The organism is Caballeronia sp. LjRoot34, from assembly GCF_964253815.1.
In the GTDB taxonomy this organism is placed as follows: Bacteria; Pseudomonadota; Gammaproteobacteria; order Burkholderiales; family Burkholderiaceae; genus Caballeronia.
This window is the reverse complement of sequence record NZ_CAXUSB020000007.1, coordinates 65,384-90,477: the sequence shown is the minus strand read 5'-3', so window position 1 is coordinate 90,477 and position 25,094 is coordinate 65,384. Positions and strand designations below refer to the sequence as shown.

At 58.0% G+C, this 25,094-nt stretch carries 23 protein-coding genes and 1 pseudogene; 11 read left to right on the top strand and 13 right to left on the bottom strand.

Annotated elements, in window-relative coordinates:
- Positions 1 to 154: 154 nt before the first annotated feature.
- The 3 genes from ACSQ36_RS44870 (at position 155) to ACSQ36_RS44860 (ending at position 1,616) form a co-directional block, all read left to right on the top strand.
- The gene (locus tag ACSQ36_RS44870) at positions 155 to 316 is read left to right on the top strand and encodes a hypothetical protein (protein ID WP_436187264.1); all 162 of its coding nucleotides are present in this window, start codon (positions 155 to 157) and stop codon (positions 314 to 316) included.
- 169 nt (positions 317 to 485) lie between these two features.
- Positions 486 to 779: a BON domain-containing protein gene (locus tag ACSQ36_RS44865; protein WP_436187263.1), complete on the top strand. Its 294-nt coding sequence runs from the start codon at positions 486 to 488 to the stop codon at positions 777 to 779.
- A 342-nt stretch (positions 780 to 1,121) separates the two neighbouring features.
- A complete protein-coding gene (locus ACSQ36_RS44860) occupies positions 1,122 to 1,616 on the top strand; it encodes a CHAD domain-containing protein (RefSeq protein ID WP_436187262.1) in 495 nt (164 codons plus the stop codon).
- A 217-nt stretch (positions 1,617 to 1,833) separates the two neighbouring features.
- Here the strand turns inward: ACSQ36_RS44860 and ACSQ36_RS44855 are convergent, their stop codons facing one another.
- Positions 1,834 to 2,490: a nitroreductase family protein gene (locus ACSQ36_RS44855; RefSeq protein ID WP_436187261.1), complete on the bottom strand. Its 657-nt coding sequence runs from the start codon at positions 2,488 to 2,490 to the stop codon at positions 1,834 to 1,836.
- A 1,812-nt stretch (positions 2,491 to 4,302) separates the two neighbouring features.
- On the opposite strand from ACSQ36_RS44855, the gene ACSQ36_RS44850 reads away from it, so the two are divergent.
- From ACSQ36_RS44850 to ACSQ36_RS44820, 7 genes are all read left to right on the top strand, one after another.
- On the top strand, positions 4,303 to 4,602 hold the full coding sequence (locus ACSQ36_RS44850; RefSeq protein ID WP_436187260.1) for a hypothetical protein: 300 nt from the start codon (positions 4,303 to 4,305) through the stop codon (positions 4,600 to 4,602).
- A gap of 23 nt (positions 4,603 to 4,625) precedes the next feature.
- The gene (locus tag ACSQ36_RS44845; RefSeq protein WP_436187272.1) at positions 4,626 to 4,814 is read left to right on the top strand and encodes a hypothetical protein; all 189 of its coding nucleotides are present in this window, start codon (positions 4,626 to 4,628) and stop codon (positions 4,812 to 4,814) included.
- 817 nt (positions 4,815 to 5,631) lie between these two features.
- Positions 5,632 to 6,252 (top strand): LemA family protein, encoded by a 621-nt coding sequence (locus tag ACSQ36_RS44840; protein WP_436187259.1) that lies wholly within the window; start codon positions 5,632 to 5,634, stop codon positions 6,250 to 6,252.
- Positions 6,249 to 7,109, top strand: coding sequence for a TPM domain-containing protein (locus ACSQ36_RS44835; protein WP_436187258.1), 861 nt, complete (start codon positions 6,249 to 6,251; stop codon positions 7,107 to 7,109). Before ACSQ36_RS44840 ends, ACSQ36_RS44835 begins: the two co-directional genes overlap by 4 nt.
- A 2-nt stretch (positions 7,110 to 7,111) precedes the next feature.
- Entirely contained in the window at positions 7,112 to 7,609 is a 498-nt protein-coding gene (locus ACSQ36_RS44830; RefSeq protein ID WP_436187257.1) for a TPM domain-containing protein, read from the top strand.
- Between the two features lie 153 nt (positions 7,610 to 7,762).
- The gene (locus tag ACSQ36_RS44825) at positions 7,763 to 7,933 is read left to right on the top strand and encodes a hypothetical protein (RefSeq protein WP_436187256.1); all 171 of its coding nucleotides are present in this window, start codon (positions 7,763 to 7,765) and stop codon (positions 7,931 to 7,933) included.
- 8 nt (positions 7,934 to 7,941) lie between these two features.
- Positions 7,942 to 8,103, top strand: a complete 162-nt coding sequence (locus ACSQ36_RS44820; RefSeq protein WP_436187255.1) for a hypothetical protein — start codon at positions 7,942 to 7,944, stop codon at positions 8,101 to 8,103.
- Positions 8,104 to 8,709: 606 nt separating this feature from the next.
- On the opposite strand, the gene ACSQ36_RS44815 is transcribed toward ACSQ36_RS44820, so the two are convergent.
- The 12 genes from ACSQ36_RS44815 to ACSQ36_RS44760 form a co-directional block, all read right to left on the bottom strand.
- A complete protein-coding gene (locus tag ACSQ36_RS44815) occupies positions 8,710 to 11,115 on the bottom strand; it encodes a heavy metal translocating P-type ATPase (RefSeq protein ID WP_436187254.1) in 2,406 nt (801 codons plus the stop codon).
- Positions 11,116 to 11,570: 455 nt separating this feature from the next.
- Positions 11,571 to 12,359: a hypothetical protein gene (locus tag ACSQ36_RS44810; RefSeq protein WP_436187253.1), complete on the bottom strand. Its 789-nt coding sequence runs from the start codon at positions 12,357 to 12,359 to the stop codon at positions 11,571 to 11,573.
- Positions 12,360 to 12,391: 32 nt separating this feature from the next.
- Positions 12,392 to 12,925 carry an MFS transporter gene (locus tag ACSQ36_RS44805; RefSeq protein ID WP_436187252.1) on the bottom strand — a complete coding sequence of 178 codons (534 nt, stop codon included), beginning with the start codon at positions 12,923 to 12,925 and terminating at the stop codon, positions 12,392 to 12,394.
- 355 nt (positions 12,926 to 13,280) lie between these two features.
- Entirely contained in the window at positions 13,281 to 15,179 is a 1,899-nt protein-coding gene (gene ftsH / locus ACSQ36_RS44800) for an ATP-dependent zinc metalloprotease FtsH (protein ID WP_436187251.1), read from the bottom strand.
- Positions 15,180 to 15,191: 12 nt separating this feature from the next.
- Positions 15,192 to 15,866 (bottom strand): methyltransferase family protein, encoded by a 675-nt coding sequence (locus ACSQ36_RS44795; RefSeq protein WP_436187250.1) that lies wholly within the window; start codon positions 15,864 to 15,866, stop codon positions 15,192 to 15,194.
- A 26-nt stretch (positions 15,867 to 15,892) separates the two neighbouring features.
- Complete coding sequence (locus ACSQ36_RS44790; protein ID WP_436187249.1) at positions 15,893 to 16,162, bottom strand: DUF2933 domain-containing protein; 270 nt, start codon at positions 16,160 to 16,162, stop codon at positions 15,893 to 15,895.
- A 698-nt stretch (positions 16,163 to 16,860) separates the two neighbouring features.
- The gene (locus tag ACSQ36_RS44785) at positions 16,861 to 17,625 is read right to left on the bottom strand and encodes a helix-turn-helix domain-containing protein (protein WP_436187271.1); all 765 of its coding nucleotides are present in this window, start codon (positions 17,623 to 17,625) and stop codon (positions 16,861 to 16,863) included.
- Between the two features lie 314 nt (positions 17,626 to 17,939).
- Complete coding sequence (locus tag ACSQ36_RS44780; RefSeq protein ID WP_436187248.1) at positions 17,940 to 18,581, bottom strand: response regulator; 642 nt, start codon at positions 18,579 to 18,581, stop codon at positions 17,940 to 17,942.
- Positions 18,571 to 20,022: a PAS domain-containing protein gene (locus ACSQ36_RS44775; RefSeq protein ID WP_436187247.1), complete on the bottom strand. Its 1,452-nt coding sequence runs from the start codon at positions 20,020 to 20,022 to the stop codon at positions 18,571 to 18,573. The genes ACSQ36_RS44780 and ACSQ36_RS44775 overlap by 11 nt, the downstream gene beginning before the upstream one ends.
- Before the next feature lie 79 nt (positions 20,023 to 20,101).
- Complete coding sequence (locus ACSQ36_RS44770; protein WP_436187246.1) at positions 20,102 to 20,515, bottom strand: response regulator; 414 nt, start codon at positions 20,513 to 20,515, stop codon at positions 20,102 to 20,104.
- Positions 20,512 to 22,152, bottom strand: coding sequence for a sensor histidine kinase (locus ACSQ36_RS44765; protein ID WP_436187245.1), 1,641 nt, complete (start codon positions 22,150 to 22,152; stop codon positions 20,512 to 20,514). The genes ACSQ36_RS44770 and ACSQ36_RS44765 overlap by 4 nt, the downstream gene beginning before the upstream one ends.
- 501 nt (positions 22,153 to 22,653) lie before the next feature.
- A complete protein-coding gene (locus ACSQ36_RS44760) occupies positions 22,654 to 23,961 on the bottom strand; it encodes a hypothetical protein (protein WP_436187244.1) in 1,308 nt (435 codons plus the stop codon).
- Positions 23,962 to 24,414: 453 nt separating this feature from the next.
- Here ACSQ36_RS44760 and ACSQ36_RS44755 point away from each other — a divergent pair.
- Positions 24,415 to 24,821: pseudogene (locus ACSQ36_RS44755) on the top strand (class I SAM-dependent methyltransferase).
- Positions 24,822 to 25,094: the final 273 nt, after the last annotated feature.

The following is a 25,094-nucleotide window of genomic DNA, read 5'->3' as shown; positions in this document are numbered from 1 at the left end:
CTCATGCCGCGCTATCACTCCATTTTCGCGCGTTTCCAACGCAGGCCCGCTTGACCCAGATCATAGGCCGGTGGCACGCTAAGAATACCTTTCATCAAAGGAGCATCTGGGCATGTCCAACGGACCTTCCTCTGCACCGATATGGGAGAAGTGCATGAAAACGGATAAGCGAATCAAGTGGGTCGTGGAGCAGGAGATCGAGTGGGACCCAGCGGTAAATGCGACAGGTATCGGCGTGGCAGTGCGCGACCGAATCGTGACGCTTGCTGGTCATTGGGCAGATACAGCGAAAAGCTCGCGGCTGAAGACTGCATAGCGAGTAGAGGGCGTCAGCGCAGCCGTGGTTGAATTGGATATTCAAACTCGGGACAATGACAAACGTACCGACGAAGACATCGCGACGTCAGAACACGCGTTATTCCATCGGACCGCGAGTCTTGGTAAGGACGCCGCCAAGGTGCGTGTGGCGAATGTATGGGTAACCCTTGTCCGGTGAAGTTGACTGGGGCTATCAGCGCCAAATGGCCGAAAACGTCTTTTCGCGCCTGCGCGGCGTATGCATGGTAGTCAATCAAATTACCGTACGTAGCCGCAGTACGTTCTACGGGATTAGCACGAAAATCGAAGATGCACTGAAACGCCACGCGGAGAATGAGGCGAAGGAAATCTCTCTGACCGCCAACAGCGACGCCGTGACGCTGCGCGGTCGAGTCGCTCGTTCTCGGAAAAAGACGTCACTTGCAGAGCGCCTTGGTCGGCGCCGAGAGTTCGCTTTCTAGTCGATGAACTGCGTGTCGGTGAATAAGCGGCGGGAGGTCCAACTTGCCGCGAGTTCGAGTGCGGTTGATGCTTTTTCCATACTTAGCATTCCTGTCATGGTGACGCAACGCGCTGCGCGCAGGCGATTGATTCGGGTCCAGATGTAGGTGGTGAAACCCTACATCTGATTGCGAGTCGCGTTAAGGCGCTTGCGTGCATTGTGGTGGGCGTACCGGTCCTTGTTCGATGCGAAGCTCTACAATGAACAGTATGATGCGTTTAGGTAGATCGCCGACGCCGCAGGCGCAACCCGCGATGGGACGTGCTCAGGAACTGCTGGCAACAGACGGACAAGGGCGCAAATGGCATTCGAAATTGGCGAACGCTGTCGGTCAACAGCGCGCACTAGCTTTCGAAGCGAGTCGGGAAAGGACCGACAGCGGCCGAGTGGTTCAAAACCTAAGTGTGCGCTTGGAAGCTGCCAGGCGCAGTTGGCCGCGCTTGCGTTGCGGCCCGCTCTACCTGTATTCGCGCGGTCACGTATTGACCTCGTAGTACGGGCAGTCCGCAAGCACACGGCGCGAGCATTGCGGCGAAGCCATCACACTGACGCATCGCTGCATGCAGTGCGTATCGAAATCACGAAGCTGCGCTACTTGCTCGAATTCTTTTCTCCCTTACTCACCAAGGTTCCAGGGGGCGATCCGAAATGGCTTTCGATGATCCAAGAATGGCTTGGCGCGCTTAACGATGTTGTCGTCAGCAAGACCCTTGTCCAACGGCATGCGAATGTGCTGGACTCCAGGAAGACGCTTCGCAAGGCACTGCGCCGACTGAAGAAGCACGAGAACGGCTAGTGAGCGAGGTTAGGAATGTACTGCGCGAACGTGACGCGCTCACTGACAGCACATAGGCGGATTGTGTACACATAGGCCAACGGGACCCTACGCGACCGTGTTTTTACTACTTTGGGATTGCGGCGTGAATGACTACGTCGTAGGCGCTGGCATCGAATCGACTGAATCTCAAACGGCGATGCCAAGCGAAGTATCCATGCCCAAGCTGCTTGTTCGCTCACATTTTCTGAGGAGCCGGCATGCCGACAGTCTGCGCGAGAATCGGTAGCTCGGCTTTAGTCAGGCTCAACGCATCGCTTAGCGGACGGTGATTGATCCAGCCGCGAATCACGTTCGCCAACCCGGTCGATGCGCAATACAGTGCAACATTCTGGGCAATGGCCCCGGTCGCGACCGCCGAAAATATGTCGCGCTGCTGTGGCGACATTGTCGTCAGCCGTGCGGTGTCTACTACGTAGACCAAGTCGAGAGGAGCCGTGCCGACAAAGTCCTGATAACCCGTCAGATTCCTTGCGTCTATTGCATGTCTAAGCACAAGTCGATGGGCCTGCGCCTCATACCTATACACGCCGCTTGCAAGTGCCACATAGATGTCAATTTCGTTGAATGCGTGCGCGCTCGGGGCTGTGCGACCGCCGCTTTCGGGTCGGTTAACGCCGTCCGCAGCCCAGAGCAGCGCGCCCAGTACCGTATTTGACAGGGGCTCTGCCGCGAACGTCCGCGAACTCGCGCGATGCGAAAACGCTGTCATCAGGGTACCCCCCGCGTGTAGGTCCGGCATCGGCAAGTGAATTACATCAAGCGTTTTTCCATGAACCGGCGCCGGTTTCGCGTCGGGCAGGGCTTCGTAGTTCAACAATAGCATTTCGGTCATTTTAGATCTCCTGGGTATGGCGTCAATACTCGCAAAGAAAGTCGTGCATTTGTAGCGTAGTGGTGTCAACCGCTCGAATCTTGATCTCGATCAGTTAGTGCGAGGATGGCGCGGGAAGAGGGCTTAAGAACTCTGCCAAAGACGAGGGGGTTTGAGTTTCAGAGGTTGATCAATGAACCTACATGCCAAGCGTCATGGGAAAAAATGCACCAGAATGCGCCGGTCCTCTGACGCAACGGCCAGCTCCGCGACGAGAGCAAGGTAAAGGCGAGTCTTTTAGACGCGGGGGATTCGATTGACCGGGATCAGGAAACTGCGGTGGCGGCACGTATGCTGCTTGCCCGCGAAAATCACTCGATACGGCAATGGATAAAAAATCCCTCTTTTCAAGTGTCGTAACGGTACTCGGGACGGTGGTATTAGTTGCCATGGTCGTCGGCGCACGCTGCTGGCCAACACTCGATTCGAGACCATCCAGTACAGTGACTTTCACAAACTGCTGGCGGCGCATCAGGTCGATAACCTCGAGACCGGTCAAACCCATGTGACGGGCAACGTGCGCCCGCCCGCAGTCATTGCCATGCTGCCGAAATACGAGGTGCAAACGCTCAAGGGTGTCGGGCCGCCATATCGCTTCTCGACTTACCGACCGAGCGGAGATAGATTGTCGGTACTGACAAGCACTATTCGGAGACCGCTGAGGGGAGTTGGTACGGCTCCTTGCTGTCTTGGATCCTCCCGGTTTTCGCGCTTATCGTTTTCTGGACCCTCCGAGCAACGTGTTCACGATCCAGTCCGAACCCTTCAACGCAAGACGACTCTGCGCAAATCGGCGAGAGAGTCCCAGCGAATCCGCGTGCGTAGCGACCGCTCTCATTCTATGAAGCTGTCGCCCGCCACTCAAGCCGAACTGAGTCAGATCGTCGATCGGTTCGGCACGGACCTCTTCGTTGCGAAGGACCATTCTCTCTGCGACGAGCAGTGCCGACTTCTCGACCAGCCACATCGGATCCTGCGCTGGTTCTGTGAATGCGGCAGCGATAACGGATCTCGGCTATTGGGTGGTGAGAACGGCGCTGATCATTCTGGCGGCCCGAGGCAGCACGGTGCCGCTGTATTCTTTGCGTCTGTCTACCGGTCTCCACGATCATAAATGGATTGGAATGGCGTTGCCGAAGCAGTCGCCAAAGCACGAGTTTTAGTAACGCTGCGGGCGCTCGTTGCTACAGCGTAAGCGATTCTTCGTGTGGATGGAAATGGGACGAAACTGCGATACACGCGAACGCAACAATGTTCGCTCAACCCAAGGGGCTCGTCGTCGGCATGCGCCGCTCGATGGACCGTAACGCTCCAGAGACGCAGGTCTCGCCGGCTCAGTCCATGCCCCTTCTGCAAAGACGCTTGATTAAAGTCAAGCGCGACTGGCGCGAAGCACCGATGACGAGTTCCGTACATATGCAAACCAATCGCTGTCGCACGCGAAACAATGATGGGCAGAATATTGTGAGTCGGGCAGAAAGGATCGGTAACGCTCGCTCCGGCTGGACGCACAGGACGAGCTCGCGTGAGACGCGCATCGCCAACGCTTGTCGAAGCATATCGTAACCGGTAGAAGTCCCACCGACGCCGCGGGCTTAGGTCGGCAATCCTGAACGATCGCGGGTTAACACAGCGGCAGAGATGCTGCCGTCGCAGCACTACCCTAATGTCAATGGAAACTAAGATGAAAAAGCATCGGGTCATGGTCGTTTTTTTGTTTCTCTGCAAATCGGCGCATGTGGCGCAGACATTGCCCTGCCTAGTGACACTGACGTGAAAGTGGGGCTAACGGATGTGCTCGATCAATACATGCACCGTGTCGATAGCTCACAAGAATTGATCTACATGGTACGCGTGATGGAGGTGCACCAGAAGTTCGAACCTGGATCTGTCGAAGCCGCTTGTTCCCAGGCATCGGAGGCGGCCAGCAGGGAGATGTTGAGCGACAAGGTTGCCTTCGAAAAAGAGGAGGTTGCGCAAAGGCATTTGGCTGGTTTGCTCTGCGCCCTCCTGGTCAGTCTCGACGGCAAACGGCGACTTGCGATCGATCCAGAATATGGAATTCTCAAGTAGAAGCTGTCGAATGACGAAAACAAATTAGTCGCGCGCGCGAACGGTACAACAGCGCTGCTCGGTCCTACAACGAAAAACTTCACTCATTGACAGGTAGCCGCGATACGGGGGTTACGCACTACGTTGACAAACCGCTTTTCGCCATGAGCGAAAAAACTGTACGTGCGCCGCGCCGAGATTTTGGCGCACTGCGCGGCTCGTTGCGAGTCTGATCCGTCGACTGCGTGATGAACTGCAGAACACGAGCGTTCATAACTTCGCGAGTGTTGATACAGAGTGACGCGTGAACGGGTCGGGCTCAAGAAACATTGGATTACTAAGTCTTAGTTATCGAAATTATCCTACACTGAAGGTGCTCGCGCTCGGCCAAGTTGGCTCTCGCGTAGGCCCGCAGTCACTGCTGCTTCCGAATTCGCCGCGAAAAGACCCGTGTCGTGCACGGTCGGTCCATCAGTGGTCGAGATTGTCATTACTGGCCAGTCGGCCAATCGCGACCTTTGCGACAGTTGGGCTAATGATGTCGTCCTTGGAGCCAATCTGGCGCCACGACGGGTGTGCCAGTTTGGTTTAGTGTTTGTTCTGGATCTCGCGAAGCGGACCATATTCGTTTGCCTGAAGATGGCATAGGGGCGACGTGAGGTTGATAGCGTATGCATGCCGGAAGCGAGTCGATCCACGAGGTCAGACCGTGGTGGCTGAAGCTCTGAGAACATCTCGCTGGCGATTTGTCGCGCGAACGAAGCATGAACAGCAATGTGAGCTTCGGAAGTTGAGTGCCTTTGCACAGCAGCCAGCCTTCCGAGGAAACGGTAGGAAAGGCTGAGAGCAAGGTGCGCGTCTAGATAGCCGTCGCTATCGAATGTTGGCCGGTCTCTCCTTTGATTTGGGTCAACGTGCGCCTGGTCGTGCCGCGTAGGCTGAGGTTGGCCTCTCGACGAGGCAGAAAATGGTTCCAGTTTGGATCTCACCGCGCCGTGGCCATCGTGAGAGGCTTGCTAGCGGCAGTTGTCCGAAGAACAGGAAGGTCTAATGCGTACCGTATGTCTAACGTTACTTGCTTTCATCATTCTATCCGTCTCTGGATGCGGCTATAACGCCATCCAGACTCAGGATGAGCAGGTAAAGGCAAGCTGGTCGGAGGTACTCAATCAGTACCAGCGTCGTGCCGATCTGGTTCCGAATCTCGTGAACACTGTGAAGGGCTACGCAAGTCAGGAACGGGAGGTGTTCGTTAGCGTGACCGAGGCGCGAGCCCGAGTCGGTTCCGTTCAGGCGACTCCAGAGGTTCTGAACGACCCGCAGGCATTCGCAAAATTCGAATCAGCCCAGGCGCAGTTGTCGTCTTCACTATCGCGACTGCTCGTTGTGTCCGAGAACTACCCGCAGTTGAAGTCCGACGCCAACTTTCGTGACCTGCAGGCGCAGCTCGAAGGGACCGAAAACCGCATCGCGGTGGCGCGCAACCGCTATATCAAAGCGGTGCAAGGCTACAACACGACCGTACGGTCATTCCCGTCCAATCTCACCGCAAGCATGTTCGGCTACAAGGAGAAGCCAAATTTCTCGGTGTCGAGCGAGGCTGAGATCGTGCGTCCGCCACGGGTTGATTTCAGCACAGCGCCCACGTCGGCCAGCGGAGCAGCCAATTGAACATCCTGAAGTCCGTAAGCATGCTGCTGCTCGCCGTCCTCGCATTCTTGCCGTGCGTTGCGAGTGCGGATGTGGCGATTCCGCCACTGACGACGCACGTCACTGACGAGACAACCACGCTTACCAGCGAACAGCGTTTGGCGCTAGAGCAGACATTGCAGGCGTTCGAGGCAAAAAAGGGGAGCCAGATATCCGTCCTCATTGTGCCCACGACCCAACCGGAAACCATCGAACAGTATTCTCTGCGCGTTGTTGATCAATGGAAGCTGGGACGCGGGCGTATTGACGATGGCGTGTTGCTGATCATCGCGAAGGACGACCGGACGCTGCGCATTGAAGTCGGCTACGGCCTCGAGGGGGCGCTCACCGATGCAACGAGCAACCGTATTATCAACGAGACGATCATTCCGAGATTTAAGCAGAGCGACTTTTTCGGCGGTGTTTCGGCCGGCCTCGACAGCATCATGAGCGTCATTGATGGTGAACCTCTCCCGCCGCCAGACCAACGCGCAGGTGGCGTGTCCGAGCAACTCGCGCGCTATTTGCCCATTCTGTTCGTGCTCACCCTGGTCGCGGGTGGGGTGTGTCGGACGCTACTAGGACGGTTGCCCGGCTCTGTGGTGACAGGCGGCGCCGTCGCGGCGGTCGCGTGGATGTTATCGGGCTCGCTGCTCATCGCAGTACTCGCGGGCGCGATCGCCCTCGCTTTCACGTTACTCGGCAGCGGTCTCGGCGCCTACGCGGGGGGGCGTGCTGTCGGCGGGCCGTCGGGCAGATTCGGCAGCGGCTCCGGCCGTACAATCTTCCGTGGCGGTGGCGGCGGATTTGGTGGCGGTGGCGCATCGGGCAGGTGGTAGCCATGGACCTCAAACGTGTCATCAGACATTTGTTCGTGACTCGCCGGCACGTGGATCGGGCCTTTCCGGCTGACACGCTGCGCGCAATTGAAAAGGCCATCCAGGAAAGCCATAACGCGCACATCGGTCAGATCCGATTTGCTGTCGAAGGCGCGCTGCACATCGCGGCTTTATTGGACGGAATGTTGGCGAGAGAACGTGCTATCGACGTCTTTTCCGAATTGCGGGTCTGGGATACGGAACGTAACAATGGGGTACTCATCTATCTGCTGCTTGCCGATCACGATGTGGAGATTGTCGCCGATCGCGGGGTGCATGCCAGGGTGAAGCCCCGCGAGTGGGAGGCGATGTGCCGGCAGATGGAGGCCGACTTCGCGCTCGGAAAATATCAGACCGGAGTACTACGGGGCATCGAGCAGGTAACGACGTTGCTGAAAAGACATTTTCCGCCTCAGCAGGAAAAGCCCGACGAATTGCCGAGCAAGCCGGCCGTGCTTTGAGCGCCCGCCCGCTCGCACGAGACGATTTTGGCGCTCGTAGATCGTGTTAAGGGGATCGTGCGTACCCCAAGCCACGACGACGCTGAATGTAACGTTCCTCACACAGGAACTGAGTTGATCTGAAGTCTTTTACCAACCCAACAAGGAGTTGCCATGAGCACCAATGCTGTTAACAAGATATTTTCTGAATTCGATGATCTCGCGTCGAAAAGCGACGACATAAATGTACAGGCCTTGATTCGAGCAATGAAGCTTCATGCCGAACTGACGAATTCGAGGCTCTTGTCACTTGAGCAAGCATTACTTGCCTCATTGAAGAAATGAGGTGGGGATTGCACGTTATCAATCCCCTTCCTTTCATTGCTTTTGAAGCAACGCAGAAGGTGGTCGACATCTCGCCGGTGGGTAAGAAACCCCGCCATTTAATGAAGACGCCTGACAATCAGGCATTGATTGTTGCCAACTCCGTGTCCGACAATCTCGGCTTCCCGTAGGTCAGCAAATGGTTCGTCCCGAAAGGCTTGCGGTTTGGCCGCGTCGATATCTACCGGTACGAGGGCAAGAACTTCACTCTGTCCAAACGCAGGCCACTGGCTACAATGCCTACTCAACGATTTTTTCAGCTAACAACAAGATCGTCTCGGCCACCCTGCGGCTCTCAGGCGAAGTAGCAGGAATTGACCTCGCGAGTCAGACGGTGATCATGAAGAAGCCGGTGGCAACGGCTCGCTCCGACTCACGGGGCACTGGTCGTCCGCTCATCAGGTCGTCCATTATTGATTCGTCGGAACGACCGACTGCAAACAAACGACGTCCTGCGCCTCAATTCGTCCGCAAGGAAGGCTCACCACGAACACGACTAAAGGTGGTGGACCGTCAGGCGGCCGAATGGTGACTGCGCGGCAAGCGACCACGCTCGATCGTCGAGCATTTTCGTACTCGGCCCTGCGACGAATAGCCTCGCGGCCGTGCGGCTGGCTTTCACTTTGCAATATCAGGCTTTGCCTTTCGGCAACCAGTCAAGGAGACTGTCAGCCAAAATCAGCCGCTGTGCACGCACAACTTACGCTGCGTGCCGCGTGAATTGGACACGCGCATCCCTAGACTTTCACCGCCCGCAACCGGAGAGCATTCCCTATCACCGACACGGAACTCAGCGCCATCGCGGCGCTCGCGATAATAGGACTGAGCAAGATCCCCAGCCACGGATAGAGGACGCCGGCGGCGATCGGAATGCCGATGACGTTGTAGGCGAACGCGAAAAACAGGTTCTGCCGAATGTTCTTCATCGTACCTACGCTTAGCGCGCGCGCTTTCGCGATGCCGCGCAAGTCGCCCTTGACGAGCACCACGCGCGCGCTGCTCATTGCAACATCCGTCCCGGTTCCCATCGCAATACCGACATTGGCCTGCGCAAGGGCAGGCGCATCGTTGACGCCATCGCCTGCCATTGCGACGACGCGACCCTGGTTCTGCAACTCCTGGACATGCTTATATTTGTCCTGCGGCAATACGCCCGCTTTGACGCCGTCGAGCGAAAGTGCCTTCGCGACCGCGTTGGCGGTCACCGGATTGTCGCCGGTGAGCATAATGATTTCTACGCCGGACGCCCGCAGCAGCCGGATGGCTTCGGGAGTCGTGCTCTTGATCGAATCGGCAACCCCGATGCATCCCACCAGCTTGGCGTCGACGGACAGGTACATCACTGTCTGCCCCTGTTCACGCAGTGCTTCGGCCCTCTCATTGAGCACCGCAAGGTCGACGTGGTTATCTTCCATCAGACGCGCATTCCCAAGCAACACGGCATGGCCGTCAATGTTGCCCGCGACACCCTTGCCGGGCACCGCGGCGAAATCCCTCACTTCCCGAATCGCCGCATCGGCAACCTTTGCTCGGGCAACGATTGCCTGCGCAAGTGGATGCTCGCTCAGCCCTTCAAGACTTGCAGAGTAAGACAGCACGTCGGCCTCCGACATGCCGGCAAGCACTTCGACGGCCTGCACCTGCGGCTTACCTTCGGTCAACGTGCCGGTCTTGTCAACCACTAGGGTGTCGACCTTTTCCATCAATTCGAGTGCCTCCGCGTCCTTGATCAGCACGCCCCCCTTCGCGCCCCGGCCGACACCGACAATGATCGAAACGGGTGTCGCCAGTCCGAGTGCACAGGGGCACGCGATAATCAGCACGCTGATCGCCACCACCAGCGCATGCGCAAGCGCGGGCGCCGGGCCAACTAGTGCCCACACCGCGAATGACAAGGCCGCGATCCATAGGACGGCGAGCACGAACCATTCGGACACCTTATCGGCCAGCTTCTGGATCGGGGCGCGCGAGCGGCCCGCGTCGGCGACCATCTGCACGATCCTCGCGAGCAGCGTTTCGGAGCCGACCCTTTCAGCGCGCATCATGAATGCGCCCGTCTGGTTCACGGTGGCACCGGTCACCTTGCTACCGGCTCCCTTCTCGGCCGGAATCGACTCACCGGTAATCATCGACTCGTCGACGCTCGATTGACCTTCGATGACCACGCCGTCAACCGGCACCTTCGAGCCGGGTTTCACGCGCAGCACATCTCCGACCGCCACGATGTCGAGTCCCACTTCCTCTTCGGTGCCGTCGGCCTTTACCCGGAATGCGGTGTTCGGTGCAAGACTGAGCAGATCGCGGATTGCGCTCGACGTCCGTGACCGGGCGCGTAACTCGAGCACCTGACCGAGCAGAATGAGCGTAACGATCACCGACGCCGCTTCGAAGTAGAGCGGAAGGTCCGTTCCCTGCCGGAAAGCCTGCGGCAATCGCGCAGGAAAGAATAAAGCGAAGAGACTGAAACCATAGGCGACCGCGACACCCAAGCCGATCAGGCTGAACATGTTGAGTTGCCAGGTGACGAACGAGCGCCAGCCGCGTTCCAGAAACGGCCGGCCCGCCCATAGTACGACGGGCGTCGCCAGCAGCGCCTGAGCACACTGCGACCAGGTCACCGACATCAGATGCGGCCAGGCCAAATTGGCACCAAGGCGATTGATAAGTGCGCCAAGGTCAAGCGAGGGCAGCATCGCACCCGTAGTGATCCACAGGAGCGGGATCGACAGCACCAGCGCAACCCAGAACCGGCGCGTCATCGATTCCAGTTCGGGATTACGCTCCTCCGTCCCAGCCGGCATGACGGGCTCGAGCGTCATGCCGCAGATGGGGCAGTTGCCCGGAGCCGGTTGACGCACCTGTTGATGCATAGGGCAGGTATAAATGACGCCGGGTTTTCTTTCGGGCGTCGGCTGGGGGCAGTCCAATACATGAACATATTTCGCCGGCTCCGTCCGAAAAGCATCGTCGCACTTTGCACTGCAAAAATAGTACGTTGTCCCTTCTAATTCGAGAGAGCGCGCGGTGGCTGAACTGACGCCCATTCCGCAAACGGGGTCGATGGCATCCTCCTTCGCCGCCTCTGCGGCCCCTCCGGCAAGCGCTTCCGGGTGGGAGTGATGGGCAATATGTTCGTCTTGCATGAGAACTCCACTCAAGGGTTAGTGCGTGTGCCTCATAGGCGCCTCAACTGGGCTACTGGCCCGGGGGGGCGCAGCGTGTACTTCTTGCAGTCTAGCCGCGCTTGCCCGATTCTCCGCTCTGGTATGGCGGTGGGCGATAATCGATAGCGGCAGAATTTCCGCGCGTCGTGCAGTCTGCTGCGATCGGGCAACCGGGCATGCTTCGGAAGTGTCCACCTCAATTGCCCCTTCAGCTTGACCTACATCAGGCTGGTGATGGCCGGACCCACTAGCCTGCAGTCCTATTGCCGGAACTTGCGACGCGTAGGCGTCGCGCGTTGGGGAATCTGCAAATGAAATGAACGATGTACACGACCACTTATCACGGCGTCGCAGGCCCGTGGGAAGACGAGCTCTTCACGCCAATGTGCAACTGTGGAGAAACCCGACGACCTTAGTGACGCATTCGAGTCCATTCAATGAGGAAAGCGGTGTACTGTCCGCAGCCGCAGACATTTAAGTGACGGCGCGGTACCTGCTCCACTTGTCCGGTCTTTCACTTCAGGCGCGTCGGACAGTGCGCTTTTCGCCAACGGCGCGTTACCCGGTTTGCCTTGACTTCCGAATATGGCCTGTGCGAGAAGGCCAACGGGAACAACCATGGCTGTCAGCGTGAAAAACGCGTTGGGTATGAAGGCAACGCTGAACAGAACACCGCCGCTTACTGAGCCTACCGACTGGCCAAGACTTGCAGCGGCAGTCTGCCAGTACAGGCGCGGCACCTTGCCGTTCGCCGGCGCGGAGCGAGATCCGGTAAGTGGCGATGGGGGAAATGATCCCAGCGCTCCCGCAACAAGTGCGACGGCAATTGCCTGGGCAAGGCCGCTCGCGGTAAACGGCGCGACCGCCAAGCTCGCTGCGAGGATGGCAAGCGCTGGCGTGAGCAACCAGCGGGTGGCCTCCGGCTGGACGAGCGGAGAAAATACAAGCGCTTGGACGGTCAGCATAACGAGACTGCACTCGGTAAACATGAGCCCGATCTCGGCGGTATTCATACCGAGAAGTTGCGTGCCGCGCAATGAGAGGCCGACTTCGAACGCCGCGACTGCAGTAGCTGTCACGAACGAGATGACGAGGAGCCGCAGTAACGTGGCGCGGCCGTCTGGGGAACCGCTCGATACGTGCGGATTGCCCGCGCGTCCGTTCGCGCTCGGCACAAACGCCCAGACCGCCAGCGCGACCGCGAACGCGAGGCCAGAAGTCAAAAGGAACGGGGGCTAGTAAGCGCCGGTTTCTCCTACACTCGGCAAGAAATTGCGCGCGACGTGCATCGCAAGCTACCCAGCATCGGACCGACCAGGAACCCCGTCGCGCCAGCGATGTTGAGCATCTCGAAGCGGTGAGCGCGCCATTCCTTTGACGGAGCATGGTCGCCAACAAGCGCGTACACCGCAGGTGTGATCGACGACGCAAACAGGCCGCCGAGCGCGCGTTCAAGGTAAAGCAGCGGAAGACTGCGGACGACTGCAAAGAGCGCGAGCGTTGCGGCGAGCCCCACCAGCCCGATCAAGATCACAGGACTGCGCCCGAGCCGGTCGGCAAACCGGCCCCACAGCGGCGCGAACAGGAACAGAGCGAGTGCGTACGTTCCGGTCAGCAAGCCGGTGTGCCTGGACAAGCCGGCGGGGTCTGCCGTTGGGACGATGCGTTCGAGCATACCGGGCAGAATCGGCAACAGAAAGCCGTAGCCGACGGCGAGCGCGAACATGGCCAGCAGCAACGGGCAAAACAGTCGCCACGGCAGCGGCCGGATAACCGCTTGCGCGCTCATGCTGCCGCTCCATCCCGACGCCCAGTCGGAGTACCCAAGATTTCACGTCGGTGCGCGGGCTCGGTGAATTGAGTGTAATTGAGCGCGCGGACGATAACGGCCATCGGAGCCGAATGTCCGGACGTCGCCAGCGCGGCAATCGGGGGGCTGACCCGGAGAGGGAACAATGGCCCGTCATTTCGCGAACGCGCTATTAAGGCGTGCACTCTCCTCTTGGCTACATCTACCAGCCTCTCCATGTACCTCTCCCGTCGCCCGGCCAGTTGGGTGGACGTTGATAATTCGCCATGCTCTGCCGAACACGCGACATGGCTCACGGTTGAAACGTGGCTCGTTCCGCACCTTCGGCTCCGGTTCAGCTGTTTGCAGCGACGCTTGCCGCAGCCATGACGCGAAGTCCGCTCCCGGTTGCATCTTCGCTGGTGAGCTGCCTCGCGACTATCTGCAAGTCCTCTCCAGACATCGTTTCCTTGGCAAGCAAATTGCCCGCAGCCTGGGCGAGCAGCGCGCGATTTGCCGACAGAATCGAAGAGGCCCTCTTGAACGCAACGTCTATCAACTCACGCACCGCTATATCGATAGCGGTCGCCGTCTGCTCGCCGTATTGCCGCGGGCGCCAATCGACGCCGGTTGGCATACCTAGCGCCGAGACGCTTTCCGGCTCATAGGCCACCTGGCCGAGCTTCGGGTCCATGCCAAAGCGCACGACCATGCTGCGTGCGATGTCGCTGGCCTTGGCGAGATCGTCGACCGCTCCTGTAGACACTTCTTCGAAGACAAGGTTTTCTGCAGCACGCCCGCCAAGCAGCACTGCCATCCGGTTCATCAACTCGGCACGGTCCATCAGGAAGCGGTCCTCGATGGGGCGTTGAATGGTGTAGCCAAGGGCAGCAATACCGCGGGGGATGATTGATATTTTCTGCACGGGGTCGACGCCAGGCAGCGCCATCGCCACCAGCGCGTGCCCCATCTCATGGTGGGCCACAACCTCCCGCTCATGCGGATTGAGCAGGCGGTTGCGCTTCTCGAGCCCTGCCACAATCCGCTCAATTGCTTGCGTGAAGTCGTCCAGAGTGACGTCCTCGGCGTTACGGCGCGTCGCAAGCAGCGCTGCCTCGTTGACGAGGTTTGCCAGATCGGCACCCGAAAAGCCGGGGGTGAGCGCCGCGATGTCCTCGACCGGGACACCAGAGGCCAGCTTGATTTTCTTCAGGTGGACCTCGAGGATTTCGCAACGCCCGGTCTTGTCCGGCCGGTCAACCAGGACCTGCCGGTCGAAGCGCCCAGCCCGCAGCAGCGCCGGGTCGAGAATCTCGGGGCGATTGGTAGCGGCAAGTAGCACCACGCCGATCGACGTGTCAAAGCCGTCCAGTTCGCTCAACAACTGGTTCAGGGTTTGTTCTTTCTCGTCATGACCGCCGCCCCCGGGCAAAGCGCTGCCGCGCGCACGGCCGAGTGAGTCGAGCTCGTCAATGAACACGATGGCCGGTGCGTGCTGGCGCGCCTGCTCAAAAAGATCGCGCACGCGCGCGGCGCCAACACCAACAAACATCTCGACAAACTCGGAGCCAGAGATCGAAAAAAATGCGACACCCGCCTCACCGGCGACGGCCCGGGCCAACAGCGTCTTGCCGGTACCCGGCGGCCCAACCAGCAGCACACCCTTCGGCATGTGTGCGCCGAGCCTGCCGTAACTGCGTGGATCCTTCAGGAAGGACACCACTTCCTTCAGTTCATCCTTGGCTTCATCGACGCCCGCCACGTCGGCAAACGTGACCTTGGTGTCCTTCTCGACGTAGATCTTCGCCTTGCTCTTGCCGATCGCCATCATGCCACCCGCACCCCCCATAGCCATCGGACGGATCATGAACATCCAGACCAAGGCAAACCCGATGGCTGGCATCAGCCAGCCCAGGATCGTCGGAAGCAAGCCGGGCGAGGGTTCACCGGAAAACGCCAGATTGGTCTTGGCGAGCTCCTGCGCAAGCGCCGGTTCGACCCGAAGCGTCGAAAAATGCTGAGGCTTGCCGGCCTGCACGTCCTTGGCCGTCACGTCCTTGTAGGTGCCGGTGATCTGAGTTGGTCCAATCACGAGATCCGTGACCTTGCTCTGGCTCACGAGTTGTTGAAACTCGCTGTACGCAATCGTCTTGATGTGATCGGGTTTGGCGAAAAAACTCTGGATCGTCATCACCGCCAGAAACGCGGCGACGATATAAAGGACGTTGATCTGATGCTCTCGTTTAATTTCCATGACGCGCCTCGATCAGCCTAGTCCGACCGGGCCGTGCGTCGAGCCGCCGTGACGAGCGCCGAGTCGCGGAATAAACGCCGGTACGTCGCCCATGTATTGGCGATACGGCGGCCCGAACTCCTCCATTGACTCTCGTTCCTCGGCGCGCGCTAGTCTTACGTACATGAAGACGAGAACAGGGAACATTACCAGGGTCAGCAGGGTCGGCCATTGCAGTAGGAAGCCGAACATGATCAGCATGAAGCCATCATATTGCGGATGACGCACATACGCGTAGACGCCCGTCGTCGCAAGTGTGTGGCGACGCTGTGCCGAGTAAAGGACCTGCCAACCAGCCGAAATAAGCCAGAAACCGCCACCGATGAAGACGAAGCTCAGCAGATGGAATGGACCGAAATGCGGGTTCGCCTTCCAGCCGAACATTTCCTCCAGCAAATGACCGCCATCGTGCGAAAACCAGTCCACTTGCGGATAGTGACTTTGCAGCCAGCCCGAGAACAGGTAGATCGTCAGCGGAAAACCATACATTTCCGTGAACAGTGCGATGAGGAAGGCGCTGAACGCGCTGAACGAGCGCCAGTCCCGTTTCGTCTTCGGCTTGAAGAAGGTGAACGCGAAGAGGATAAAGATGGCCGAGTTGACGACGGCCAGCAACCACAAACCGTACGCGGGGGGATTGTCATGCATGGCAGGCTCCTGGCGAATGCCGGCGATCAGTGCTGGTGAGGGGGCGTGTTCTCGGGGCGAGCTGATGCTGGGTCGCTGAGGTGTTCGCTGTCATCATGTCCGCCGTGACCGTGGTGCATGAAGAGATGCATCAGTGGACACGCGAGGATGAACAGGAAGGGCCACCAGCCGTACAGATGTGCCCGGTGCTCCGTCACCAGATAGAATCCACCGATGGCCAGAAACCCAATCAGTACAAGATTGGCACGCGAGACGAAGAAGGTGCCCGCTTTGCGATAACGATTCCCGCGTTCCATCTCAACCTCCGCAGTCGCAGGGCAACGAATGTAGTGAACACAGACTATGCTCCGGCGAAAGAGCGTTCTTGATTCAGATCAATCGCTATGGTGCGCTGGACTTCCTCCAGCAAAAAGATTGACCGCGACGCCCGGCCACAAAACTCGCCGTGCTGGCCTGCGCATGCGGCATCGACAGTGCATATTCAGTGCGTCGAATGGCGTCGCCGAGTGTTGGGGCAAGAAGAAACAAGCGCTGCGATCCATACGGCCGCCAGTGCCGTAGGACGAACCGGAAATTTGATCTGATCGTCAGATTCGCGACAGACATCAGCCCGGTTGTCAGGCCACCGGCCAGCGCAGCCACCAGCACAGCGTAAGGCTTCCGCTGTGCGAGCCCAGTGCCAGATGCACGAGCAGCTCGCCGGTGCCGCCGACGTAGCCCCGAACAGTGAGGGTTTCTGCCTCGCCACTTGTATTTCCTGGCTCGACGTCGAACGATTCTCGGTTGATCAGGAGCCTGCTGGAAATCGCGTCTATTGGTGATCCTGGCGGTCCCATCGAATGAACTTGAAGGATGGCCTTTCAGATCCAACGTTACTGCTACTGATTTACCGTTCCTAGGCTGGCACGCTTGGATAGCGGCGAGATAGGTGGAGAACTTGAGCGCGTTCACCGGGTTCGCTCGATTCCTCGCTGGTCCGCGGTCGGTCGTTCCCTCAGACGCTATCGAGTCCTTGGATGTCGATAATTCTCGTCTGCTTGCCGTGCATCTCGATAAGCCCACGTTGCTGCAGCTTGGAAAACATCCGGCTCACGGTTTCCAGTTTCAGGCCGAGGTGGCAACCGATTTCCTCGCGGGTCATTTTCAAATGGAATTCAGCGGGAGAGTAACCTCGGTCATTAAATCGTTTGGACAGATTGATCAAGAACGCAGCCACGCGCTCTTCGGCGGTCATGCTGCCTATGAGCATGAGGAGCGCGGACTCGCGTACGATTTCCCGACTCATGATCTTGTGCAAATGACGCTGAAAATCCTTGTCGTGCTCGCCCAATGTCTCAAGCCCTTTGAACGGTACTGCGCATACCACGCTGTCTTCCAGAGCAATGGCGTCGATTGTATGCTTACCGGTACCGATGCCTTCCATACCGAGAAACTCCCCGGTGATCTGAAAGCCGGTGATTTGTTCCCTGCCATCGCGATGCATAGCGACAGTCTTAGACGAACCCGCCCGGGTGATGTACAGACTGTGGAAAGTGTCGCCCGCCCGATATATTGCTTCTCCACGTCGGATCTTACGACTCTTTCCGAATACGCCGTCTAGTGTGTCCGGAGTTTTCGTTTTCAACCCATCCGGTATGCAAACGCCGCGTGTGCTGCAGCGCGTGCATTCGACTCTGACAGCAAGATTGAGCGGCTTGGCTATCGGCACCGCTTTTACGGCGTTCTGCTGAACCAGCATTACGACAGGTCGCGATATCATTCGACTGGCCGATCCCATGCGGTTCGCCTCAATTGCCATGGCTTGCAGCGATGGATTTTCAAAGCCGCGCGAACGCGCGCCTGCGCGTTGGTCGGTGACGCTGTTCAGCATGTTTATACTCCAGCAGGGGGGAGAAAGGCATTGGCAACGAGGACTGGGGGTGCCAGCGTTATTCATTACCAGCGACCGGAACATCTCTTGATGGAGACAATTTTCTGCGGGACGTGCGAAATCCACTATCGGGGATTGATAGGAATTTTTGTAGGCGTTCACCTACAAAGAGGCGGACCGTCATGCAGTTGATGGCTGGGTGGCTATGCCAGAAGACCGTTTTCGACCGCGTAGCGGGTCAGTTCCGCGTTACTGGCAAGTCCCATTTTCTCGAGAATGCGCGTACGGTAGGTGGTGACGGTTTTGGGGCTGAGGTGAAGCATTTCCCCAATCCGGATCAGGCTCTCGCCACGGGCAAGCAGCTTCAATACCTCGAGTTCCCGATTTGATAGGGCTTCGTGTGAGGCAGCGCTTTGCCCACTGATCATACCAACGAATTTTTCCGCGAGGGACGGGCTCACGTACTTGCCTCCGGTCGCGGCTTTTCGAACAGCGGCGATCAGCGTAGCCGTCGGGCTGTCTTTGGTAAGATATCCTGCGGCGCCGAGCTTCAGCGCACGCAGTGCATAGATCTCTTCCGAATACGTGCTGAGAATCAGAACAGACAACTTGGGCTGCGCTACGCGAAGGGACTTGAGCAGTTCTAGGCCGTTCTTGCCTGGTAGTGCAACGTCCACGAGCGCGACGTCGAAGGTCTGCTCGCGCGCCAGTTGCAACGCATCTGACGCCGTACCGGCTTCGCCGACAACGCGAATTTCGCTGGCGGAACTGAGCATAAGACGAACTCCGTTGCGGGCAACAGTGTGGTCATCCACCAGCAACACTTTGATTGGCTCAGTTTCCATTTGAGTTCCCCACAGGCAATCGCAACGTTACCGCAGTGCCAATTCCCGCCTCGCCCGTGATCGTCAGTTCGCCGCCGAAATGCCGTGCGCGTTCATGCATTCCGAGAATGCCCCATGACTGCCGCCCGGGCAAGCGCTCGGTTTCGATACCTTTGCCGTCGTCCCGGATGTCGATAATGATTTCACCATCCCGTTGCGCCGCGCGAATCGATACATGCGACGCTTCGGCATGGCGCAGGACATTGGTCAGCGTCTCTTGCACGATCCGAAATAGCATGGTGCTGCGTTCGGGATCAATTTCTGCAGATACGGCGCTGGCGTCGATCGCGCATTCGCACATCAGTTCCGAGCGCATCTCTATCTGGTTAGCGTACCATTCCAATGCTTCCCAGACGCCAAGCTGGTCCAGTACGCTCGGTCGGAGATCCGTAATGACTCTGCGCACTGCTTCGATGGCCTCATCGCAAAGACGGGCGGCGTCAGTCAATAGGGGGTCCTGCGGCATGCCTGCCTGGACTGACCGCTCGCCGGAGACGGATACATATGCCTTGATGCCGGTCAGCAGACTGCCGAGTTCGTCGTGTATTTCCTGAGCGATGCGCTTGCGCTCGTTTTCCTTGATCATTTCCTGATGCGCGGCTAGCGAGCGCAAAGCCTCTCGCGACTGCCGCAGTGCATCTTCCGCCAGCTTGTTCTGCGTGATATCGACCAGAATGCCTTGCAGAAAAAGTGGCCGCCCCGAATGGTCGAGGACCGCTTGCGCCTCATCGCGAAACCAAATGACCTCACCGTTTCTGGCTACGAGGCGGTATTCGACTCGCAGCAGGCTACCGTCGGCGATGCTGCTGGCAACCGCTTCCTGTACGCGGGCGCGATCGTCTGGATAAATCTGTCTCGCATGGAGTTCTGAGTCCGCCAGCCACTCTTGCGGGGAAAATCCCAGAATGGAAATCTGCGGACTGATGTATTGAAGCGAACTGGGCTCTCCGGTGGAAGAGATGTAGGTGATGGCCTGAATCTGTTCGACCAGGGTGCGAAACTTGGCCTCGGCCTGACGCTTTTCCTCCAGCATCTGTTGGGCTCGTAGCATCCGTTCAATCGCGGAGGGAAGCTGTTTAAGGTACTGGTGTTCCGAGTCCTTGCCCAAGTAGTCTCGTGCGCCGCTTCGCATCAACGCCGCTGCTATGGTGGCGTTATCGGCACCGGTCAGCACCATGATCGGGACGGCGATCTCTCCGGAATCGTTAGCCAGAGCCGCCAAAAATTCCAGACCGTTCTGGTCTGGAAGATGGTAGTCGAGCAAGATGCAGTCGGGTTTTTCCAGGTCGACCAGCCTGAGACCCTCCTCACCGGTTTCCGCTTCGAATAACAGGAAATCATAGGTCTCGTCCCTTGAAAAGGCGCGACGGCAGGCCATCCGGTCCACCATATCGTCGTCCACGAGGAGTATGCGAATCTGGGGCTTGGTCATGGTCGGTCGAGCGGTCGTAAACGTCTCCGGGTGTTTCTCGATCCCGTTTTCAAGGCATTTCACTGATGGACCAGTACAGGTCGATGGAGCGCATGACTTCCACGAACTGTCGGTAGTCCACCGGCTTCGCCATATAACCGGCCACGCTGAAATTGAAGCTGTTCACCTTATCCTGCTGCTCTTCTGACGTCGTGAGAACCACGACCGGAAATCGTTTGAGCTCGTCATCGTTTTTGGCCACCTGCAGAAACTCGATGCCATTCATGACGGGCATATTGAGGTCGAGCAGAATAATGCATGGCTTTTCGTTGGCGGGATCTCGCAGATAAGCCAAAGCCTGTTCCCCATTCTCCTGCGGGATCACCGGATTAACGACATGAATTTCCTTCAGGGCACGTCTGATGGTCATGATGTCGACCTCGTCGTCCTCTACCAAGAGAATCGGTTTATTCGGCGTCTTCATGTAACGTTTCCCTTGGGTGGTGTTCTGGGCTTGCCCATGGGCAAGGTAAAGAAAAATGTGCTGCCAGCTCCAACTGTCGATTCGAGCCAGATTTCCCCGCCGTACATCTCGAGAATTTTCCTCACCAGCGCCAGACCGACACCGGTGCTCTCGACCTTGTCGCGTGGGGCCAGGGTCTGAAACAGCTGGAAAATTCGCTCGAAATGGCGCTGCTCGATACCCGGGCCGTTATCCGTCACCGAGAATTGCCATCGATCGCCTTTTGAGGCGCAATGGACGCGGACTTCGCCCACGGGCTTATCCATGTATTTGATCGCGTTCGAGATCAAATTCTGGAATGCTTGCTGCATCCGGGTCCGCTCGCCGATAACGGTGGGTAGCGCGTTTTCTATCGTTACCTTGATGTTTCCGGGCGGCGCGAGCAGATCGACCACTTCGCGTACCAGCACGTTGAGATCTACCGCGACTGCTGTTTCCTTGACGCGCCCGACGCGGGAGTATTGCAGAATGCCGTCGATCAGGGCGCTCATCCGATGCACACGACTGATCAGTAACCGCATGTGCTCGCGGCCCTCGTCGTCGAATTTGTCTGCGTAATCGGTGGACAGCCAGTCCGCCAGTGAACCAATGGCACGCAGCGGCGCTTTGAGATCGTGTGATACCACGTAGGCGAAGCTCGTCAATTCCTCGTTGGCGCTGCTGATTTCCTGCAACAGTCTCAGACGTTGCTCCTCCGCAGACTTGCGCTCGGTGATGTCTCTTACTACCCCTGTAAACATGCGGCGCTGACCAAGATGCATTTCTGCGACGGCGAGGTCCATGGGGAACGTTGTGCCGTCTTTGCGCAAACCGACGACTTCGCGGCCAACACCGATGATTTTCTTCTCGCCGGTCTGCCTGTACCGGGCTAGGTAACCGTCGTGCATATCATGGTAAGGCGCTGGCATGAGCATGGAGATGTTTTTCCCGATCATCTCGGCGCTCGTGTAACCGAATAGGCGTTCGGCACGCGGATTCACGCGTTCCATCAGGCCCGTTTCATCGATGGTGATAATGGCGTCTACCGCCGTATCGACGATCGCCCGCATACGGGCTTCGCTCTCGAGCAACGCGTCTTCGGCATCTTTGCGGGACGTGATGTCGTGAATTGTCGCCATCACCAGGCTTAATCCCCGATCTGTCCTGAGGGGCGACAGGCTTACCTCGATAGGAAACTCATCGCCGTTCTGACGGCGGCCGCGCAGTTCCATTCCGATGCCCATTGGCCGCGAGTGCGGGTCCGCAACGTAATCCGTGCGCTTTGTGACGTGCGTTGCCCGGAAGCGCTCAGGCATCAGCAACTCCATCGGTCGACCGATAAGTTCGACGCGCGGATAGCCGAACAGCCTCTCGACTGGCGGATTGGCGAGCACGATGTGACCGTCACGATCAACGATAAGCATCGCCTCCGTGGCAGATGTCAGTAGCCAGTCCAGGGTCTGGCCTTCCAGGATGTGCTCTTGCATATCTTTGAGCTGATTGCCTGTGTCAGAATTACTGTAGCTCGTAAGCGTGCCGACGTCCTTGGCATTGCCGTCGTGATGCCGGGCACCCCGTGTTCGGCGGCCCATGAGTGCACGTGCCGTCGGCTTCGCCAACGCGGTCTGGAACCAGATGGGAACGGCGTGGCCTCGGAATAGGTTGTGTCAGACGCTATTGATCAACGCCGAAGCATAGACTTTACCAGTCAGTCCATATTTCTGGCAAAGAGACTGTTTTGGGGCGAAGCCATGATGTCGCGTCGTTCAGATGCCTCGAAGTACCGACCACGCGTGCAGGCGCAGGTTGGCCGCGGGCGCGCGCTGCTGGATTCTGAGGCCATCAGTAACGGGCCGCCCTCCGCTTGGAGCTAGATACAGCTAGTCGCCGTATTGCGCATGGTTTGCGGCAAAAGATATTGATTGGTGAGACGGCACGCAAAATCCAACACTACTAGCCACGCGGTTCGTGTATGGACATATTTCCACGAGTGATGATATGCAATCGCAGCATGGCAAGGCTGGTGTCACGCAACAGATCGGCGGGATACTCGTTACCCCAAATTTTGCAACGCGGAGCGATCACCACCTTGGTCGAGCGCGGATGCCGTTTTTTCACGCTCACAGTAGGTCGCCCTTGGGCATTTTGTCGACTAAGAGGCGAGCACGCACGTCAAAGATCCGGCAGACACGGTTGCTGGCAGGAACGCCGGCAGCCGTGAGGCTGATATCGTCTGGTCCGATTGTAAGAAGACCAGCATGCTCCAATTTTTTGAGCTGCTCGCACTCGTCACCGAAAACACGGCGAAAGTCGATGCCAAAGGCGGTTTCGATCGCGGCAATGTCGATAAACAGGTTGGTTGAGACGCTCATGATGATTGTTCGGCGCACGAGATCGTCCGGGGTCAGAAACAGTCCGCGCTCGATGGGTAATTCGCCCTTGCGAAGCATTGAGGAGTAGTGCTGAGGCGACCGCTGATTCTGATAGTAGAGTGCGCCGACGTAGCCGATCGTTTGCCGCCCGAGCGCGAGCAGTACGTTTACCGGCTGCGCCGAATAGCCGTAGGGCTGGCGTGTCAGGCGCCCCTGGCGTTGGGCAATCGCGTGCGTGTCGACGGGCAGCGCGAAAACGTTCGTCGCGATAGATCGGTAACCTGCGTCGATGAGCATGCTGGACACCTCATGCCAGTTACGGCGGCCACTTTCCGACACCATTTCCGAAGGATCCGCCTCAAGCGTAGCCCGATCACTCGCATACCTTAGCCCGACACGGGTCGGTCCACAGGAGATCAACGCAGCGACGAGTTCCTGGAGCGTCTCCCCGGGCCTGCGCGCTCCATTGACGGGGAAGTCGACCGCTATGGATTGAAAGCCGGCTGCACGAGCGGCAACCACCTTTTCACGGGCAAACACGAAATCGCCGTCTTGCGCGCCGGAGTTGCCAATGTGCGCGATGGTAGCGCCCAGTTCATGCAAAACAGTAAGCGCTTCCTTTTCCCGACAGGACGAATCAATCCGCGCCGTGAAGTTGGCGTTGGCCGTAAGCTCAAAATTTTCGCTGATTGCGTGGTGGATCCGCTGCAACGCGATGTCTGGTAGCAGCACAAGACCAGCTGAGAAGTGGATTTCGCATACTTCCGGTCGCATCTCGCGAGCGGCCCGATAAAGAGCCATTTCATGCTTGAGATCATCTACACAGATGTTGCCGTCGACGCAATCTGCGTGCTGGTGGGAACATTGACGACATGCTTCTAGGGGAAAACCGACATCGATAGAAACCGGACGCAGGCAGTCGGGCGCGGCACGTGCCTTTACCCACGCAGTGACGAAGTTTGCATCGAACGCCTCGACAAACCATTCTGCGCCCGGGTAGGTTGCGTAGCCAGCGATGTCCCAATCGGCATGCGGGAGGTCGGATATCAAGTGCATATACTCGCGGCAACAGTTGCCTTAGCCTTGCTCGTTAATAGTTCGTGTCTCATCGTAGGCAACTGGATGGGTCGCGAGTTGACGCAAGTCAAACCGGACGCCTGCGGCTAGCCCCAACCGATATGAGGCAATTCGGCTGGGAATTTCCCCGCCGAGGAACGGATGTAATCTCTTGCGGGTGCTTCGGGTATGCTGGCACGCCCTTCGTCTTTGTGCCCGCACGACTTTATTTATAAGTGATGCAAAGAGCAGGTAGGTTACGATGCGCTGAAACGTTGCGCGCTCCTCTTCGATCAGGCGATAATTTGTCACCCAGAAGAACGCAAGCGAAGATCGAGAACTTTCTGTCCGACGATCGTTGGGCGGGGTCTCGTGGCACAGTCAGCTCTCTGTTGATTGGACTGAACCCCTGAGGATGGACTAGGGTTCGGCCTCAGGGGTTCAGTCCAAAAGGTGAGGTTGATCGGTGAATACGGAGTCGACGCGGCAGGCATCACTCCGTCCAAGAATCAACGTTCCTACGCGTCCAACAAACCTGTCGAGCAAAAATGCCTGCAAGGCGATGTACGCATGCTCCTTCAGGACTACCGAGACGTTGACGAATCAAAGCCCTTCGACAAGGTGGCCTAGCTCTGAACTACGGCATCAGCGCTGGCGGTACCGATATTGCCCAGTTCCGCGGAGGCATGGACAAGTCCACAGAAAAATATATCTTTCCGGAAGTTCAACTCATGCATGTGAGCGTGTTGGTGAACAGCATGACGAGGGGCAAGCTCAAAGCTGTGCACGCGGAGTGCCTACGCAAGCGCTCTATCAAAACGCTGTGGCATTGGACGGATGCTTTGGGGGCATATCGATGAAGCGCGCAGGGTACCGGGCGATGCCAACAAGATCATCCGTGCCTACCGGCTGTACCTGTCTGGCTCCGACATGAGATTTGGGCAGGTTTGGACGCTGCTATCCCAGATTTTGGCTTCACGCTCCTGCGGCGTGCGGAATTTCGTTAGGAAGCCGCGAGTAGCCTGGCTGCTGCGCAAGGCGAATATCCGTTTTGCGCCTACATGTATGCGGAAGGTGGCCAGCGCGCGCCCGTGCACGGTGCCATAGCGGAAGCGGGGCAGAAGGCGGAAAGT

Bases quoted from the DNA above. Each gene is read 5' to 3' on its own strand.
- ACSQ36_RS44870 (WP_436187264.1), top strand. From the start codon at position 155: ATGAAAACGGATAAGCGAATCAAGTGGGTCGTGGAGCAGGAGATCGAG.
- ACSQ36_RS44860 (WP_436187262.1), top strand. From the start codon at position 1,122: ATGGCATTCGAAATTGGCGAACGCTGTCGGTCAACAGCGCGCACTAGC.
- ACSQ36_RS44855 (WP_436187261.1), bottom strand. From the start codon at position 2,490: ATGACCGAAATGCTATTGTTGAACTACGAAGCCCTGCCCGACGCGAAA.
- ACSQ36_RS44840 (WP_436187259.1), top strand. From the start codon at position 5,632: ATGCGTACCGTATGTCTAACGTTACTTGCTTTCATCATTCTATCCGTC.
- ACSQ36_RS44830 (WP_436187257.1), top strand. From the start codon at position 7,112: ATGGACCTCAAACGTGTCATCAGACATTTGTTCGTGACTCGCCGGCAC.
- ACSQ36_RS44825 (WP_436187256.1), top strand. From the start codon at position 7,763: ATGAGCACCAATGCTGTTAACAAGATATTTTCTGAATTCGATGATCTC.
- ACSQ36_RS44815 (WP_436187254.1), bottom strand. From the start codon at position 11,115: ATGCAAGACGAACATATTGCCCATCACTCCCACCCGGAAGCGCTTGCC.
- ACSQ36_RS44805 (WP_436187252.1), bottom strand. From the start codon at position 12,925: ATGAGCGCGCAAGCGGTTATCCGGCCGCTGCCGTGGCGACTGTTTTGC.
- ftsH (WP_436187251.1), bottom strand. From the start codon at position 15,179: ATGGAAATTAAACGAGAGCATCAGATCAACGTCCTTTATATCGTCGCC.
- ACSQ36_RS44795 (WP_436187250.1), bottom strand. From the start codon at position 15,866: ATGCATGACAATCCCCCCGCGTACGGTTTGTGGTTGCTGGCCGTCGTC.
- ACSQ36_RS44790 (WP_436187249.1), bottom strand. From the start codon at position 16,162: ATGGAACGCGGGAATCGTTATCGCAAAGCGGGCACCTTCTTCGTCTCG.
- ACSQ36_RS44785 (WP_436187271.1), bottom strand. From the start codon at position 17,625: ATGATATCGCGACCTGTCGTAATGCTGGTTCAGCAGAACGCCGTAAAA.
- ACSQ36_RS44780 (WP_436187248.1), bottom strand. From the start codon at position 18,581: ATGGAAACTGAGCCAATCAAAGTGTTGCTGGTGGATGACCACACTGTT.
- ACSQ36_RS44770 (WP_436187246.1), bottom strand. From the start codon at position 20,515: ATGAAGACGCCGAATAAACCGATTCTCTTGGTAGAGGACGACGAGGTC.
- ACSQ36_RS44760 (WP_436187244.1), bottom strand. From the start codon at position 23,961: ATGCACTTGATATCCGACCTCCCGCATGCCGATTGGGACATCGCTGGC.